The organism is Treponema sp. J25, assembly GCF_004343725.1.
In the GTDB taxonomy this organism is placed as follows: Bacteria; Spirochaetota; Spirochaetia; order Treponematales; family Breznakiellaceae; genus J25.
In genome coordinates this window covers 48,572-64,020 of record NZ_PTQW01000031.1, presented here as the reverse complement: position 1 = coordinate 64,020, position 15,449 = coordinate 48,572, and the positions used below count along the sequence as shown (strand labels likewise).

Annotated in this window: 19 protein-coding genes and 1 tRNA gene; 13 read left to right on the top strand and 7 right to left on the bottom strand. The window is 49.0% G+C overall.

Annotated elements, in window-relative coordinates; translation table 11 throughout:
* Positions 1–67 precede the first annotated feature (67 nt).
* The 10 genes from C5O22_RS09800 to C5O22_RS09755 all read left to right on the top strand — a co-directional run bounded on the left by C5O22_RS09800 (position 68) and on the right by C5O22_RS09755 (position 8,206).
* Positions 68–141: transfer RNA gene (locus C5O22_RS09800), tRNA-Arg, on the top strand.
* A gap of 71 nt (positions 142–212) precedes the next feature.
* Complete coding sequence (locus C5O22_RS09795) at positions 213–815, top strand: Maf family protein (protein ID WP_132781350.1); 603 nt, start codon at positions 213–215, stop codon at positions 813–815.
* A gap of 226 nt (positions 816–1,041) precedes the next feature.
* Positions 1,042–1,923, top strand: a complete 882-nt coding sequence (gene rpsB, locus C5O22_RS09790; RefSeq protein WP_132781348.1) for a 30S ribosomal protein S2 — start codon at positions 1,042–1,044, stop codon at positions 1,921–1,923.
* Positions 1,924–1,926: 3 nt separating this feature from the next.
* Complete coding sequence (gene tsf, locus C5O22_RS09785; protein ID WP_132781346.1) at positions 1,927–2,775, top strand: translation elongation factor Ts; 849 nt, start codon at positions 1,927–1,929, stop codon at positions 2,773–2,775.
* 71 nt (positions 2,776–2,846) lie between these two features.
* Positions 2,847–3,401, top strand: a complete 555-nt coding sequence (gene frr / locus C5O22_RS09780) for a ribosome recycling factor (protein ID WP_132781344.1) — start codon at positions 2,847–2,849, stop codon at positions 3,399–3,401.
* Positions 3,401–4,096, top strand: a complete 696-nt coding sequence (uppS, locus tag C5O22_RS09775; protein WP_132781342.1) for a polyprenyl diphosphate synthase — start codon at positions 3,401–3,403, stop codon at positions 4,094–4,096. Before frr ends, uppS begins: the two co-directional genes overlap by 1 nt.
* A complete protein-coding gene (locus tag C5O22_RS09770) occupies positions 4,093–4,956 on the top strand; it encodes a phosphatidate cytidylyltransferase (protein WP_243692923.1) in 864 nt (287 codons plus the stop codon). Before uppS ends, C5O22_RS09770 begins: the two co-directional genes overlap by 4 nt.
* Positions 4,957–5,050: 94 nt before the next feature.
* Positions 5,051–6,196 carry a 1-deoxy-D-xylulose-5-phosphate reductoisomerase gene (gene dxr, locus C5O22_RS09765; RefSeq protein WP_132781340.1) on the top strand — a complete coding sequence of 382 codons (1,146 nt, stop codon included), beginning with the start codon at positions 5,051–5,053 and terminating at the stop codon, positions 6,194–6,196.
* A 13-nt stretch (positions 6,197–6,209) separates the two neighbouring features.
* Positions 6,210–7,565 (top strand): site-2 protease family protein, encoded by a 1,356-nt coding sequence (locus C5O22_RS09760; RefSeq protein ID WP_132781338.1) that lies wholly within the window; start codon positions 6,210–6,212, stop codon positions 7,563–7,565.
* A gap of 11 nt (positions 7,566–7,576) precedes the next feature.
* Positions 7,577–8,206 (top strand): CpXC domain-containing protein, encoded by a 630-nt coding sequence (locus C5O22_RS09755; RefSeq protein ID WP_132781336.1) that lies wholly within the window; start codon positions 7,577–7,579, stop codon positions 8,204–8,206.
* A gap of 165 nt (positions 8,207–8,371) precedes the next feature.
* Here the strand turns inward: C5O22_RS09755 and C5O22_RS09750 are convergent, their stop codons facing one another.
* The 7 genes from C5O22_RS09750 to rpsF all read right to left on the bottom strand — a co-directional run bounded on the left by C5O22_RS09750 (position 8,372) and on the right by rpsF (position 12,883).
* The gene (locus tag C5O22_RS09750) at positions 8,372–8,668 is read right to left on the bottom strand and encodes a late competence development ComFB family protein (RefSeq protein ID WP_132781334.1); all 297 of its coding nucleotides are present in this window, start codon (positions 8,666–8,668) and stop codon (positions 8,372–8,374) included.
* A gap of 9 nt (positions 8,669–8,677) precedes the next feature.
* On the bottom strand, positions 8,678–10,003 hold the full coding sequence (gene dnaB / locus C5O22_RS09745; protein ID WP_132781359.1) for a replicative DNA helicase: 1,326 nt from the start codon (positions 10,001–10,003) through the stop codon (positions 8,678–8,680).
* 23 nt (positions 10,004–10,026) lie between these two features.
* Positions 10,027–10,608 (bottom strand): 50S ribosomal protein L9, encoded by a 582-nt coding sequence (gene rplI / locus C5O22_RS09740; protein WP_132781332.1) that lies wholly within the window; start codon positions 10,606–10,608, stop codon positions 10,027–10,029.
* A 47-nt stretch (positions 10,609–10,655) separates the two neighbouring features.
* Entirely contained in the window at positions 10,656–11,666 is a 1,011-nt protein-coding gene (locus C5O22_RS09735) for a DUF2232 domain-containing protein (protein ID WP_132781330.1), read from the bottom strand.
* 58 nt (positions 11,667–11,724) lie between these two features.
* Complete coding sequence (gene rpsR / locus C5O22_RS09730; protein ID WP_132781328.1) at positions 11,725–12,036, bottom strand: 30S ribosomal protein S18; 312 nt, start codon at positions 12,034–12,036, stop codon at positions 11,725–11,727.
* A gap of 109 nt (positions 12,037–12,145) precedes the next feature.
* Complete coding sequence (locus tag C5O22_RS09725) at positions 12,146–12,589, bottom strand: single-stranded DNA-binding protein (RefSeq protein ID WP_132781326.1); 444 nt, start codon at positions 12,587–12,589, stop codon at positions 12,146–12,148.
* A 15-nt stretch (positions 12,590–12,604) separates the two neighbouring features.
* Entirely contained in the window at positions 12,605–12,883 is a 279-nt protein-coding gene (gene rpsF / locus C5O22_RS09720; RefSeq protein WP_132781324.1) for a 30S ribosomal protein S6, read from the bottom strand.
* 131 nt (positions 12,884–13,014) lie between these two features.
* Here rpsF and C5O22_RS09715 point away from each other — a divergent pair, with 131 nt between their 5' ends.
* The 3 genes from C5O22_RS09715 to C5O22_RS09705 all read left to right on the top strand — a co-directional run bounded on the left by C5O22_RS09715 (position 13,015) and on the right by C5O22_RS09705 (position 15,364).
* A complete protein-coding gene (locus tag C5O22_RS09715; RefSeq protein WP_132781322.1) occupies positions 13,015–13,458 on the top strand; it encodes a hypothetical protein in 444 nt (147 codons plus the stop codon).
* An 86-nt stretch (positions 13,459–13,544) separates the two neighbouring features.
* Positions 13,545–14,834: an NAD(P)-binding protein gene (locus C5O22_RS09710; protein WP_132781320.1), complete on the top strand. Its 1,290-nt coding sequence runs from the start codon at positions 13,545–13,547 to the stop codon at positions 14,832–14,834.
* Positions 14,831–15,364: an RsmD family RNA methyltransferase gene (locus C5O22_RS09705; protein WP_132781318.1), complete on the top strand. Its 534-nt coding sequence runs from the start codon at positions 14,831–14,833 to the stop codon at positions 15,362–15,364. Before C5O22_RS09710 ends, C5O22_RS09705 begins: the two co-directional genes overlap by 4 nt.
* The last annotated feature ends 85 nt before the right edge of the window (positions 15,365–15,449 follow it).

The following is a 15,449-nucleotide window of genomic DNA, read 5'->3' as shown; positions in this document are numbered from 1 at the left end:
GAAAAATAATGAGGCAGTGCGTCCCCTTGACAAAGGGAGAATCCCTGGAGTATGGTACAAGTCAAGTGAGAGATTAGCTCATCTGGATAGAGCGTCAGCCTCCGGAGCTGAAGGTGGTGGGTTCGAGTCCCGCATCTCTCACTATTTTTTATAGCCCATCACAGACGAGGATCTCCCCTCTTTAGGTATCACAAAACACCCTGGAAGGAACAATGGAACCAATTATTTTAGCATCCGCTTCTCTCCGTCGGCAGGAACTGTGTAAACAGTTGGGCCTACCTTTTAAAATTCTTCCCTCCTACATTGATGAGACTCCCCTGCCGGGATACACGATTCATGAACAAGTACAAAACATCGCTGAGCGAAAAGTCCAGGCCGCCATCAAAACCCTCCAGGGGAGGCTTCCCCTCTGGATCCTTGGGGCCGATACGGTGATCTCCCTGGACAATCGTATCTACGGGAAACCTCGGGATCGGGACGAGGCCCGGGAAATGCTCCAGAGTTTTTCTGGTAAAACCCAGGAGGTCATCACCGCCCTCGCGTTGTATGTGGGTCGAAAGGAACAGATTGTAAGCAGGGTGATAACGAGCTATGTTACTTTTGCTGAACTGAGCCCTTCAGAAATCGAATGGTACCTTGATACGGGTGAATGGCAGGGGGTAGCAGGGGCCTATCAGATCCAGTCCCTTGGGGCCTGTTTTATCTCCGAGATTCGTGGCTCTTACAGTAACATCGTAGGGCTCCCCATTCGAGAATTGTATGTCTTATTACGAGAACAGGGGTACCCCTATGGGGCTGCGCCATCAACGGATTAACAGCAGTCCAATTTCCACAGATGGGGGCCCCTCAGCAATTACAGTCGGATACTACGGCAGAGGGGCCTTTCATAAAAAGGCAGGGTATGCTATAAGGTAAAAAGAAAACAGGGCTGTGAAAAGCCCTGATTTTCATATTTTCCGCCACCGTAGGGTGGTGAGATAGAGAGAAGGAGTCGTTTTGCGGAGGTCTATGGATTCCTCAAAACGAACAAGGGAGGACACTTTGGCAGTGGTCACCATGAAAAGCCTGCTTGAAGCGGGCGTACACTTTGGTCATCAGGTCAAACGCTGGGACCCACGGATGAAGAAGTACATCTTCGCCGAACGGAATGGCATCCATATCATTGACCTGCAGAAGACCATCCAGGCTATTAAGGACGCCTATGAGGCGGTCCGAAAAACGGTGAGTTCTGGAAAGACGGTACTCTTTGTAGGTACCAAGAAGCAGGCCCAACAGGCCATTCAAAAAGAAGCAGAACGGTGTGGCATGTTCTATGTCAACAACCGATGGCTTGGGGGTATGCTCACCAACTTTGCCACCATAAAAAAATCCCTTCTTCGTCTCAAGAAACTTGAGAAGATGGAAGTGGATGGAAGTCTCGAGAACCTGACCAAGAAAGAAATTGCTGCCCTCGCAAAAGAACGAGCCCGGCTTCAGAAAAACCTCGGGGGTATCAAGGAAATGAAGGAACTGCCCGGCATCCTTTTTGTGATTGACACCCGAAAGGAAGCCATTGCCGTGGCAGAAGCCCAGCGGATGGGTATTCCCATTGTAGCGGTGGTAGACACCAACTGTAATCCCGAAGGAATCGACTACCCTATCCCTGGGAATGACGATGCGATTCGGGCCATTACCCTCTTTACCCAGATTATTGCAAATGCGGTCATTGAAGCAGACAACGAGGTAGGACTTAAGATCGTGGAAACCCTGGGTGAAGACGAAGATACGGAGGGGCTCCTTTCCGACGTTTCCATTAAAGAAGAGGATCGGGAAATCGATATCGAATCCTACGATCAAGAAATGGCGTCCACCGCAGGATACGATGAGGATCTGGAAGAAGATGAACTTCCAGTGGATGTAGATAAGGTCTACGAAAAGGAGTAAACCGTGGAGATAAAGGCGTCTGATGTAAAGGCCCTGCGAGAAAAAACCGGCGCAGGGATGATGGAATGTAAGAATGCCCTGCTAGCCTGTGAAGGGGATTTTGCAAAGGCAGAAAAACTCCTCAAAGAAAAGGGGCTTGCGGCGGTAGAAAAGCGGGCCAACCGGGCCACCAATGAAGGAAAGATCTTTGTTAAGGTGGCAGGGAATCGGGCAGTTATCGCAGAGCTTTCCTCTGAAACCGATTTTGTGGCCCGCAACGCCGATTTCATCGCCCTGGGGAACAAGATTGTAGAGGTAGCGCTGGAAAAGGGGTATCAGGAACCCACCGATGAACTCCATGCGATGGTTACCGATCTGGCTACCAAAATTCGAGAAAACATGGGGCTAAAGCGTCTTAAGATGATCACCGCCGCTCCTAATGAATACCTGACCAGCTACATCCATGGGGATGGCTTAATCGGCGTGGTAGTCAAGCTTGCGGCGGACAAACCAGAGGCGCTTCAGACGGAAGCGGTAAAGACCCTCGCATTTGATCTTGCCCTTCACATTGCAGCGTTTAACCCCTATGCCCTCGATAAAAATCATGTGGATCCCGCTCACCTGGCAGAACAGGAAGAAATCTTCCGGAAACAGATGGAAGCGGATGAAAAGATGAAAGGCAAGCCCGCCGCCGTATTCGATAATATCCTGAAAGGTAAGGTTTCCAAGTACCTTGCAGAAATTTGTTTGCTCGATCAGGGCTTTGTGAAGGACGAAAAGGTTTCGGTTGCAAAAGTATTAGAGGAGACAGGCAAAAAAGTGGGGGCCCAGCTCTCCATTAGTGAATACGTCTACTTTAGGGTCGGTCAATAACGTTTCGTCGTACCGGGGAGAACCCAGAGGGTTCTCCCTTTTTCTGGGACCTTTTAGAAGAGGAGATATCTATGCACAGTGCACTAAAAAACGCCGAAGATCGGATGAAAAAAACGATTGCGAGCCTCAAAGACGAGTTTGCCACCCTTCGAACCGGTCGGGCTTCCGCAGCTCTTTTTGAGAAAATCCGTGTGGATTATTATGGTGAAAAGACACCTCTTAACCAGGTAGCAAATATTTCTATTCCGGAAGCGCGACTTATCGTCATTCAGCCCTGGGATAGGAGCCTTATCGGGGAAATCGAAAAGGCTATTCGTACCTCTGAGCTTTCACTTAATCCTTCCAATGATGGTAAGGTGATTCGAATTGCGATTCCCCCGCTTACGGAAGAACGGCGCAAAGAACTGGCCAAACAGGCAAAAAACATGGCAGAGCAGAGCCGTGTGGCTGTTCGGAATATTCGACGGGATGGAAACGAGGAATTAAAAAAGGCCCTTAAAGACGGAGAATTAACGGAAGACGAAGAACAGCGAGCCTCTGAGGAACTCCAGAACCTTACGGACAAATACATTAAAGAAATAAATCATATTCTGGAAGAAAAAGAAAAAGAAATAATGGAAGTATAATGTCAGCTATACACGTTCCACCCCATGTGGGGATCATCATGGATGGGAATGGACGCTGGGCCGTCGCAAGAAATCAAAACCGCACCCGGGGGCACCTGGAGGGGCTTAAGGCGGCGAAGCGGATTGTTGCGGCCGCTCGAGAATTAGGAATTTCCTATCTTACGCTGTACACCTTCTCCACAGAAAACTGGAAACGAACCCAGGATGAGGTTGGGTTCCTTATGGGACTCGTGAAGCAGTATCTCATGAAAGAACTTGACTTTTACGTCCAACACAGTATCCGGATCCGCCATGCGGGGAACCTGGATGGACTCCCTTCCGACATAGCCCAGGAACTCAAAACTGTAGCGGACCTTACCCGTACGTATACCGGCATGACCGTTATCCTTGCCTTTAATTATGGAGGACGAGACGAGATTGTCCGGGCCATTAAAAAAATAGTGAAAGATGGCGTCCCCGAAGAAGCAATCACTGAAAGTCTGGTTCAGAGCTATCTTGATAATCCTGACATTCCTGATCCGGATCTTATTATTCGCACTGCCTCAGAAAAACGGTCGAGTAACTTTCTCCTTTGGGAATCCGCCTATAGTGAATATTATTTTTCTGATAAACTATGGCCCGACTGGGATCGGGAAGATCTCGTCGCCGCCATTGAAGATTATTCAAAGCGACAACGACGGTTTGGTGGCCTATGAATATAAAAAAACTCATAGAACGGCTTCTTATTTTTTTTGTCGGCCTACCCCTCATTGTAGGGATTGTGGTGTTTTTTCCCCATTATCATCACCTGGCAGTGAATTGTATTGTGGTCCTGGTAAGTTCCCTTGGGGCTCTGGAATTCTCGTGGCTGATTTCAAAAAAGCATTATAGCTTACCAACCTGGGAAGCCCTTATCCTGGGAGCCCTCGCTCCGGCGGCAAGCACCCTTTCGGTAAGTTTTGGCGTTCCCGGAGAGATGGTGGCGGCTTCTTTTATTTTTGGTGCCACCTGGCTCATTTCTTCTCGTATTTTTTCTTCACAGAAAGAAATAGAACTCACCATTGATCGTATTACCTCAGGCTTATCGGTAATGATATACCCGGGGCTTTTTCTTATCTGGCTTATCCGACTCACCCTTTTGCCCCATCCCACCGTGGTCTTGCTTACCTTTTTACTCATGGTATTTGGCAATGATTCCCTTGCCTGGGCCATTGGGATGACCCTGGGGAATGGTAATCGGGGCCTTATTCCCGCTAGTCCCAACAAAAGTGTGGCCGGCTTTATCGGAGGGCTCTTAACGTCCCTTGGCATCGGGATAGGGGCGGTTTTGCTTTTTCCTGCAGCCTTTGTTCCTCGAAATCTTCCTTCTCTTGGGGCAGGAGCATTGCTTGGCCTGGGGACAGGAATCATGGCCATTATAGGAGATTTAGCAGAATCGACTATGAAAAGAAGCAGCTCCGTCAAGGATTCAGGGGGGCTTATCCCCGGACGCGGGGGTATCCTGGATTCTATTGATTCCCTGGTACTTGCCGCCCCTGTGTATTACGCTTTATATTGGATACTTTTCTCAATCTAACAGGAAAGTAATGGGATGAACACGGGGGGCAGCCTGCCGAAAAATACGAAACAATCACCCAAGAACAGGGGCTGTTCTTTTTTCAGGAGTAGCTATGAAAAAAAGGGTTGCTATTCTAGGAGCTACCGGCTCCATAGGGAAAAACGCCCTTGATGTAATTAGGGCCCACCCTGATTTTTTTTCGGTGGTTCTTCTTTCGAGCCATCGGGATGAGGAAGGGCTACTGCGGATAGGGAAGGATTTTCCCGATGCGCTTCTTGCTCTTTCTGGGTCTTCTCCTAGTAATTCAAAACGAGCGGCCATTCAATTCTTTGGTCAAGAGGGACTTCTTTCTGCAATTAACGAAAGTCACCCTGATATCGTCGTAAATGGCATTGCTGGAGCTGCGGGTCTCCTCCCTTCTTTAAAAGCCATTGAAGCAGGGGCTACCCTTGCCCTGGCAAACAAGGAAACCCTCGTCATGGCAGGCCCCCTGGTGTTTGATCAGGCCCGCCGTCAGGGAGTGGCCATCCTCCCCGTCGATTCGGAACACTCGGCCCTGTTTCATCTGGTGAATGCCCATGGGAAAGAGCGGGTGGAAGAATTGATTCTTACCGCCTCCGGTGGGCCCTTTCGCAGCTACGCCAAAGAAGAACTAGCCAAAATCACTGCCCAGGAAGCCCTTAATCATCCCACATGGAAAATGGGTGGAAAAATTACTATTGATTCGGCCAGTCTTGCCAATAAGGGCCTTGAAGTTATTGAAGCGGTGCGGCTTTTTGCGATGCCCCCTGAAAAGATCAAAGTGGTGGTTCATCCTCAAAGCATCGTTCATTCCCTTATCCGGCTTTCTGATGGAGCTCTGTATGCCCAATTATCCCAGCCGGATATGCGACTTCCCATTCATAACGCCCTTTTCTGGCCATCCCATGAGCAGAATCCCTTTGGACGGCTTGAAATTCCCTTTGAAACATTAACCTTCGAAGCACCGGATATCCACAAATTCCCCATGCTTTCCCTTGCTTACGAGGCTATTCGTAAGGGAGGGGTGTATCCTGCGGTATATAACGCGGCAAATGAAGTGGCGGTAGAACTCTTTGTGAAGGGGGCCCTCCGGTTCATCGACATTCCTGCCCTTACTGAAGAAATTTTACAGCGAGACTGGATTGGTTGTGACACTAATTTAGATGATATCCTCGATGCTGACCAGAAGGCACGGGATCTTGCATTCACCTTCTCACAAAAAATATCCGAGAAATAAGGAGTGCCTTTTCATGATAGTGAAGATTTTAGTCGGTCTGGTGGGACTCGGAATCGTAGTCTTTGTTCATGAGTTGGGCCACTTCTTAGCGGCCCGGCTTGTGGGAATCGATGTGGAGGCTTTTTCCATCGGGTGGGGAAAACCCCTATGGAAACGGAAAATTGGTCAGGTTGAATATCGAATTGGAGTTTTTCCCGTCGGTGGATACTGCAAAATGAAGGGGGAAGATGAGTTTAAAGAGGCCCTTACCCACGACCTCTCTCACATCCCGCGAGAAACAGGAAGCTTTTATGGAGCCTCTCCCTGGCGAAGAATTATTGTGGCCCTGGCGGGACCCTTTTTTAACGCCCTTTTTGCAGTATGTTTGCTTTCTATAGTGTGGGGTATTGGATTCACTGTCCATACCATGGATAACCGGATTGTGCTCGCTTCTGATATTGACCAAAAAAACGACTATCCGGCAAACCAGGCGGGTCTTAAAACGGGCGATCGCATCACTGCCATAAATGGGAAAACCGTTACCAATGCCCTGGACATTCAGGAGTGGGTTTCCACAAATCCAGGAAAAACCTTGAATTTTACCGTAGAGCGAGAGGGTTCGGTGTTTACCTATCAGATAACACCCCAGCTAGATCCCGCCACAGGGTCTGGGAAAATTGGGATCTACTTCTGGGGGGAACCGCGGATTGCTGCTGTGGCAGCCCACAGTGCTGCGGCTATTGGGGGATTACAAAAAGGGGACCGTATCCTGCAAGCCGCAGGGGAACCGCTTCCCTATTCTGCGGCTCTTTATCGTATACTAAAAAACAAGCCTGAAGTGCTTCCCCTTACTATTGAACGAAATGGAACTATCCTGACAAAAGAACTGGTCCTCTCCTATGATGAAGGAGGGAATCCCAATATAGGCATCAGTTTTGAAGGCCTTCGGTACCGAAAGAGGGCTTCCAATGTAGCAGAAGCCCTGTGGCGGGGAACCACCGAAACGATAAAAACCCTACAGGTTTCTGTAAAAAGTCTCGCGATTCTCTTTAGGGGGGTGGATTTAAGCAAGGCCCTTTCTGGTCCTGTTCGCATTACCTACATGGTAGGAGACGTGGCCACCGAAAGTATCGGCGAAGGGTTTGAAACGGCATTCATATCGGTGGCAAGCTTCCTTGCTCTTATATCTATATCCCTCGCCATCATGAACTTGCTCCCCATTCCTGCCCTCGATGGGGGTCTTTTCGTACTGTTTCTTATCGAGGGAATTTTTCGTAAACCCCTGCATCCAAAACTTGTCTATGCCTTTCAGATGCTTGGGACCTTATTTATTTTCACCCTTTTGATTTTTTCTCTCTTTGGAGATGTGGCATTTTTATTTAAGCAATAAAAGGAGGATCTATGGCGCAGCATCAGATTACCTGTCAATGTGAGTATGTTTTTAATGTGGAAATACCGGAAAAAATTAACCTGGATACAGAAAAAGGTCGCATCGATGAATTGTATCAGGGGACCTTTCTTACGGTGGTGTGTCCTTCCTGTGATACCCGTCTTAAGCCTGAGTTTCCGATTATCATCGAATGGCCCAGTCATCGCCTAAGGCTCCAGGTGATCCCTGAGTTTGATCGTTCCTCCTTTTACCTAAAATACAAAAAGGGAGGGTATCCCCTCATGGAAGATTCAGAACTGGTTATTGGATACCCCGAGGCAATCGATCGAATCATGGTAGTCCATGCAGGACTGGATCCCCTCATCATCGAAGCTATCAAATACTATTTGCTCCTGAAAGCGGATGAGGCGAATCCCCAGGCAGAACTTTCTGCCTGGTTTTCCGGGAAAAACGGCGATCAGCTTGAATTCCATATCCATGGTCTTAAAGCCGATGAAGTAGCGGTTACCATACTTCCCTACCGAATTTATGAAAAAACTCTTACCGAATACGAGACAAACCCGCAGGCAGAACCCTTCCCTTCCCTCCGCTTTGGGCCCTATCTTTCGGTACAGAACCTGCTACGGCCAGAGATAGAGTAAGGGGATTGACACTTTTTGGGGCATCAGGAAGTCTACCGGTCCCCCCCCATAGTACCAAAACGCTCACCGGCTTCTGATGCGGAAGAACGTCCCTGGATACAATGAAGCTTCAGGGCCTGAAAAAACGAAACGCAGCGGCTACCTCCAAAGAGGAAGGGTATTCCCTTAATCGTGGGAGGGGTTTTCCCGCACCCTTTGGATTGCCGCGGCAACGGCCTTTCGGAGACTTTCGGCGTAGGATGCTTCATCCATTGCGTGGGCCGCATACAAAGAACCAAGGAGCGAGACCCGATACAGCGGTTTTACCGCATTTAACGCGAGGGTAGCCATGTCAAGCACACAATCTTCGCAGCGACAAACTGGCTCAGAAAGCGCATCCAGTTGGCGTTCCAGTTCATCAATCACGAGCCGTTCCGCTTCATTTACCAGTTGTTCAAAGTCGTATTGATCTTTAAATCCCATAACAGTATTTTAGGCACTTCGAGTTAAATTTTCAAATTTTGTGTAACTCGGAAGGAATACAATTTCTACGGTACCTACCGGACCATTGCGTTGTTTGGCGACGATAAGTTCCGTGGTAATGGCCCGGGAACGCTCCGCATCGGGGCGTTTTTCCGTTTCCCGTTCCCGATGCAGAAACATCACCACATCCGCATCCTGTTCGATGGAGCCGGACTCCCGAATATCCGACAGGGTTGGCCGTTTCCCCTCCGCATCCCGGCGTACCTGAGAAAGGGCCACGATGGGAATATCCAGTTCCCGGGCCAGACTCTTTAAGGACCGGGAAATTTCTGCAATCTGTTCATGCCGGGGGAGTTGATAGTTTTCAGAGGTAATGAGGGTAAGATAATCGATAAATATGATTTCTACCTTTTGTTGCGCCCGAAGTCGCCGGGCCTGGGCCCGAAGATCCAGGAGCTTCATATTAGGCATGTCCACAACGTACAGAGGAGCATCATAGATACGACCGGCGGCCTCCATCAAACTCTGAAAATCACTGGGTTTGAGCATCCCTGTTCTGATTTTCTCCGACTCTATGCGGGCTTCCGCTGAAATAAGTCGTTGCATCAGGGCCAGGTCCGACATTTCGAGGGTAAAAAAGGCGGTGGGAATTTTCAATTTGATACTCGTATGGGCTGCCATCGTAAGGGCAAGGGCGGTTTTCCCCACCGAAGGTCGGGCTCCGATGATGATAAGCTCCGACTTTTGAAAACCGCTTGTCATGGCATCCAGGTCAGACAGCCCCGAAGGAATACCGGTAAAGGCTTCTTTCGTATAGTAGAGTTTTTCTATAGCCTCGATGGCCTTAGGAATGATTTCCTTTGCACTTTTAAAACTCAGGGTTTGTCGATCATCGGTAAGCTCAAAAATCTGGCGCTGGGCTTCTTCTACCAAAAGGCGAGAATCCTCTCCCTCATCATAGGATTTCGCTGAAATATCCGTCGAAATACGAATAAGGGAGCGCCGAATGGCACAATCTTGCACGAGCCGGGCATAATACTCGATATTCGCACTGGTAGGCACCAGGTTCGGAAGGGATGCCACATAGGCCGCCCCTCCTGCCTGTTCTAATTCTCCTTGCTTTTTTAACTCTTCCGTGACTGTAATGATGTCTGCCTTTTGTCCCTGGTTAAAGAGGTTCAAAATGGCTCGATAGACCCGACGATTCGCATTACTGTAAAAATCGTCGGGTCTGAGGTAGCGGATAGCCGTTGCAATAGCATTTTCATCTAACAGCAGTGCCCCAAGGGTAGCCTGCTCAGCCTCCTCATTATGAGGAGGAATTTTATCTCGCATTGCCACGGCGTACCTACCCCTCTTTATTCAGTTTTTTCCTGGCTCGCCTCAGCAGGAGCCGCCGTATCTCCCGAGGTCTCCTTTGTTTCGGGAGCCCGGGAAGAACGCTGATGGCGCTGCTTGCTGTGGGTTGTCTTGGGTTCTTCGGTTTTTTCCTCTATGTGGGCCTGGACCAGAACCGTAAGTTCTGCCGAAGCATTTTCATAGAGCCGTACCGTAACCTTGTACTTTCCGACACTCTTAATATGATTTCCCGGGACTTCAATCTTTTTCCGTTCAATCTGGAAACCCTGGCGGGCAAGCTCATCCGCAATGGTCTGGTTCGTCACCGCCCCATAGAGTTTTCCGTTAGCCCCTGCCGGCATAGAAAGTACCAGTTCCAGGCTTTCAAGCCGTTCTTTAAGGCTTGCCGCATTCTGCCGTTTTTCCGCCTTCCGTTTTTCAATCTCTTCGCGGCGGGCCTCAAACAGTTTCAGATTTCGCTCGGTATAGGGTAATGCGAGCCCCCGAGGAAACAAATAATTGCGAGCATAGCCCCGGGCTACATCTCGCACATCGCCCTCTTCGCCGAGGGGATGGACATCCTTGTTCAGAATGACCTTCATACAAGCTCCTTATAAATGTTAGGACCCAGAATAGAGAAATTCCCTATTCACATCCCCGGAGTAGAGGATGATCCCGTAGTATAAGGTACCCGCAGGGGTACCCAGGTTTCCGCAATACCCAGAATTATACAAATTCCCAGGGGTATCACGTTAATTCCCGGTATAAAAAGGGCTACTAAAAAAAGGACTGTTCCGAGGGTCCTGAGAAATCCAGGAAAAGCAGGGTGAGAAGACAGGTACACCAATATTCCCATCCCCTGTACCAGATACACAAACCCTCCTACCACAATCCCATTGCCTCCAGCAATCTGGAGTACCGACACGTTAAAAAAGGCCCCCAGCACTAACAAAAGAAGCGAGAGGGACAGTAACCAGATAAACCCTGGGGGTACCGTAAAACGGCCGATAAACACCGCACCCTTGGGAGAGGATGATCGATCAAAAAAACGGGCCAAAAAGTAGTTTACACTTACCAGTATCAGATGCCCTACCAGGGCCCCCCCATACAGCAATAGATACCATATAAAGGTGGCTATTTCCTCTTTTTTTTCGACCAGGCTTTCTCCAAGGGAGGCCTCACCATCGATCGTCGCCGTTTCTTCGTACAGCCTGAGAACCTCCTGAACCACCTGTTGAATAAGGCTTTGCTCTCCTTTCCCAGAAGAAACCTGGAGCAACCCAAGAAAAACCACCGAGCTAATCAGGGCTCCTCCCAGGAAGCGATATAAGGTGCGCACCGACATTCCCGGTAGCACCATCACCACAAAAGATGCCGAAAGAATCCCAAAATAGAGTAATTCCCAATAGAAGGCTGTACTACCTATCGAAAGGGGAAATCCGCCCTTTATGCCTAAGGCCAGGTGCAACAGAGAGGCCACTCCCCAGCTTATCCAACTTACCTTGGGAGAAAAGCGGTATGCCACCACCCCAAAAGGAAGAAGATAAAAGGGACTTAACAGGCCACTTCCCATCAAAAACAGAGAAAGCCCCGCTCCTACAATCGCAATACCCCCTCCCTGTACCACCTTCTGCAGGAAGGGCCGCCACTTTGTATTCATTACTTAGGGTCTCTTTGGCAGGGATTTCGCAAATCACCCCTGCCGTTTAATTATCTGATTAGTCCGCTACAAACGGAAGCAACGCTAAAATACGGGCCCGTTTAATGGCCGTAGAAAGCTCCCGCTGATGTTTTGCACAGGTACCAGTAATACGGCGGGGCAAAATCTTACCCCGTTCTGTGGTATACCGACGAAGGGTATCCGCATCTTTATAATCGATAGCGGCTTTCTGGGCGCAGAATTTGCACACCTTCTTCTTAAAATATATTTTCCCTTTTGGATTCCGCCCGCTTTTATCATCCCCTTCTCGACTGCCCATATCAGCAGCGGGCTCTACTTTTACCTCTTCATTCATCATTTCATCAGCCATGGATTACTCCTTCTCATCTTAGGTACTAGCAATCAACGTAGACAGGCATATCTGGGGACCTTTCAATTTGGGTGATCCGTGCCCCTGTCATACCCATCTTCTTTTCAGTTTAGAATGGAATATCATCGACAAAGGAATCATCCTCAGGGCCGTTCATTGCTGAAGGGCCTCTTCCCTGGGATGCATCCTGGCGGCCCGGAGCGGATGGCGCAGAACCTCCTGCCCCTGTTCCGCCGCCTAACAGTTGAATATTGTTTGCCAAGATTTCCACCCGTGAACGACTTTGACCATCCTGTTCCCATTTATCCTGTCGGAGCTCTCCCTCTACGGCAACTTGCTTTCCCTTTATCAGGTAAGGGGTAAGGGTTTCTCCCTGCCGTCCCCACAGAACAATATCAAAAAAATTAGGTTCATCTACCCATTGTTCTCCATTTTTTCGGCGACGATTGACCGCCAGGGAAAACTTACACACCGCCTGCCCATTCGGAGTATATTTCAGTTCCGCATCCCGGGTAAGCCGTCCAATCAGAATAACATGGTTCACATCGGCCATACTTTTGTTTCCTTATTAATCTACTTTAACAAATAAGTAGCGCACCACATTCTGATTCAGTTTAAAAGCCCTGTCTAAGCCGGTAAGCTGCGCTGGATCCAACTGCAGGTAAAATACTACGTAGCGTCCCCGCTTCCGCTTGTTGATGGGATAGGCAAGATCCCGGTCTCCCATTTCATCGGTTTTTTCGACCGTGGCATGGTGAGCCGCGAGGTCGGCCATAACTTGTTCCCGACCAGATCGATATTGGTCTTCTTCCAGGGGGAAGATGACCGTAAGTTCATAGTGACGCATAGGTCCTCCTTATGGACTCTAGAATGATCCACCCGCCGGGGGTGGATAAAGAGGCGAAGGAAGTATAATCTTGTATAGGTATCCTGTCAAGGTTGTACTTGAGAATACCGATACCTTAGAAGGAAGGGCCTATGATTCAGAAAATACACATAGAAGACACCATTTTTTTTATCAATAGTCTGATTCGGCTGATAGAACAGACAAGCCAGTTGGAAATATCGGCGGATCTTTTTGCAGAACATCTCGTTACTACCATCGACACCATAACGGTCGCCCTCGATCAAATAGGAAACTTTTTGCTTGCCAACGATCGTTTCGTGGACCGGGAAGAACAATTAAAAAATCTTATCGAAACCGACGAATATTTTACGAGGGTTTTAGGTCTGATACTTGAAGGAAACACCCCGATTACCCGATCTCTTATACCCATTAGCGATCGTTTTGTTACCCTCCGCCAACATCGAATAGAGTGGCGCGCCCAATTTCAAAATCAACTGGCCCAACCGCACCTATTCCCAGAAGAAATCCAGGTGGTAAGTTCCGCCGAAATGGAAGAATTATTACGGGGCATGTAAAAGCAGCAAAAGGCCTTCCTGGGAAGTTTTTACTCCCTCCCTATCAACCATAGATACAAACTCCCCTTATAGGGTATGATGAAGGTATGGACAGCTACGAGTATATCATCGTCGGTTCGGGCCCGGCGGGATTGGGAGCCGCCTTTGAACTGGTAAAACGCCGAAAAAGTGCATCGATCCTTCTCATCGATAAGGCTAAGGTTTCTTCCGGGGGCCTGCGAAACGATTGTAAAATGAATTTTACCTATCCTATCGGATTTCCTACCGAGTTCTGGGATCGAGAATTAGCCGAATCATATCTCCACCGGGTTATGGAAATTCTTTCACCACCGGTGATGGAGAAAAAAAATCTTTCATCATATATGTATCGGGCCCAGAAAATTGGGGTAGAACTCCTTGAAATCACCCAGGCTCACCTGGGTACCGATGGGGGGCTCAAACTCATCCAGCATCTTATGGCAGAACTCCAACAAAAAGGAGTAGACATCGCCCTTGAAGAATCCCTTGTAGAGGTGGATGCTTCGTCCCGCATAATAGTGACCAGTAAACGGGAAGCCCGATATGGCTCGCTTCTCGTGGCCCCTGGCCGGGGTGGCTTTGACTTTCTCAGGAACCTTATGAAAAAGCTTGCCATACCCTTCTCTGACAATTCTATCGACGTCGGGATTCGTATAGAAACCCGGGAAGAGCGCTACCCTATTGTGCGGGATTATTATGACCCCAAGTTCCTCTTTCCAGAACGGGTACGGACCTTTTGTACTAATTCCCGCTCTGCCCACGTAGTAAAAGAACGATACGAAACCCACCATGGAGAGGTGTACTACAGCGTAAACGGCCATGCCTGGTCAGAACAACGAGCGCCCAATGGCCTTGTGAATTTTGCCATGCTGCGAACCGTCGATTTTACCGAGCCCCTCGCTTCAGGCCAGGACTTTGCGGAGATGCTCGGCCTCCAGGCAATGCTTGCCGGTGGGGGCAAACCCCTCATGCAACGGGTGGGAGATTTTCGTTTAGGGAAACGTTCCAGTCGGGATACCTTTAACCATGACCTCTATGATTTCGAACCAACCCTTGCGGATTGTACCCCTGGCGATATTAGTCTTGTCATGCCCGCTAAATTCCTCAGGTCCATCTGGAAGGCTCTGAAATTGTTAGATACGATTGTACCGGGGGTGCTTCATCCGAGTACCATAATGTACTATCCCGAAATAAAACTCTACGCCAACAAACCGGTTTTCCAGGACCCCCGTTATTTCCGGGCCCTCCCCCACCTGTATTTGGCCGGCGATGGAGCAGGAACAAGTCGGGGCATCACCGCCGCCTGGGCCAGTGGTATTCGGGTTGCCGACGGTATGCTCGAGGAGGAACAATCATGAGAATTACCGGGGGCTCCCTCTGTGGTCGAAGGATAGCTGTTCCCGATGGCATTATCAGGCCCGCCATGGATAGAATGCGGGAATCGGTGTTTGCCATCCTGGGGGATCTCAGCGGAAAATCATTCCTCGATCTCTTTTCGGGATCAGGAATAATCGCGCTAGAAGCCGCAAGTCGGGGGGCCTCTCCTATCGAAGCGGTAGAAAAGGATCCCCGCAAACGGTCCCAATTACTTCGAAACGTGGCTATTTCTCCGGTGCATATCCATTGTCACTTCATGGCGGTAGAATTATATGTTAAGCGGGCAAAAAATTCCTTCGATGTGATTTTTTGTGATCCCCCCTTCCCCTATGCATATAAAAAAGAGTTGCTAGAAGCCATAAGCACTTCGCCCCTCATGCAGGAGACCAGCCTTTTGCTTATCCACTATCCCCGGGAAGAACAGTTTGAAACGCCGCCGGGAAAGCTCATGCTTACGGACCGTCGACAATACGGGCGATCCCTTGTGGACTTTTATAGCCTACAAAATTAAAGATTTTGGAGTTTTTTGAAAATTTTTCTTGCATTTTCTCCCCTTTGTAGGTTATATTACAGATTAAGAGAGAATAGAGTAAGGT

Coding starts and splice junctions, on each gene's coding strand:
- C5O22_RS09795 (WP_132781350.1), top strand. CDS start 213: ATGGAACCAATTATTTTAGCATCCGCTTCTCTCCGTCGGCAGGAACTG.
- frr (WP_132781344.1), top strand. CDS start 2,847: ATGCACAGTGCACTAAAAAACGCCGAAGATCGGATGAAAAAAACGATT.
- uppS (WP_132781342.1), top strand. CDS start 3,401: ATGTCAGCTATACACGTTCCACCCCATGTGGGGATCATCATGGATGGG.
- C5O22_RS09770 (WP_243692923.1), top strand. CDS start 4,093: ATGAATATAAAAAAACTCATAGAACGGCTTCTTATTTTTTTTGTCGGC.
- dxr (WP_132781340.1), top strand. CDS start 5,051: ATGAAAAAAAGGGTTGCTATTCTAGGAGCTACCGGCTCCATAGGGAAA.
- C5O22_RS09760 (WP_132781338.1), top strand. CDS start 6,210: ATGATAGTGAAGATTTTAGTCGGTCTGGTGGGACTCGGAATCGTAGTC.
- C5O22_RS09755 (WP_132781336.1), top strand. CDS start 7,577: ATGGCGCAGCATCAGATTACCTGTCAATGTGAGTATGTTTTTAATGTG.
- C5O22_RS09750 (WP_132781334.1), bottom strand. CDS start 8,668: ATGGGATTTAAAGATCAATACGACTTTGAACAACTGGTAAATGAAGCG.
- dnaB (WP_132781359.1), bottom strand. CDS start 10,003: ATGCGAGATAAAATTCCTCCTCATAATGAGGAGGCTGAGCAGGCTACC.
- rplI (WP_132781332.1), bottom strand. CDS start 10,608: ATGAAGGTCATTCTGAACAAGGATGTCCATCCCCTCGGCGAAGAGGGC.
- C5O22_RS09735 (WP_132781330.1), bottom strand. CDS start 11,666: ATGAATACAAAGTGGCGGCCCTTCCTGCAGAAGGTGGTACAGGGAGGG.
- rpsR (WP_132781328.1), bottom strand. CDS start 12,036: ATGGCTGATGAAATGATGAATGAAGAGGTAAAAGTAGAGCCCGCTGCT.
- C5O22_RS09725 (WP_132781326.1), bottom strand. CDS start 12,589: ATGGCCGATGTGAACCATGTTATTCTGATTGGACGGCTTACCCGGGAT.
- rpsF (WP_132781324.1), bottom strand. CDS start 12,883: ATGCGTCACTATGAACTTACGGTCATCTTCCCCCTGGAAGAAGACCAA.
- C5O22_RS09715 (WP_132781322.1), top strand. CDS start 13,015: ATGATTCAGAAAATACACATAGAAGACACCATTTTTTTTATCAATAGT.
- C5O22_RS09710 (WP_132781320.1), top strand. CDS start 13,545: ATGGACAGCTACGAGTATATCATCGTCGGTTCGGGCCCGGCGGGATTG.
- C5O22_RS09705 (WP_132781318.1), top strand. CDS start 14,831: ATGAGAATTACCGGGGGCTCCCTCTGTGGTCGAAGGATAGCTGTTCCC.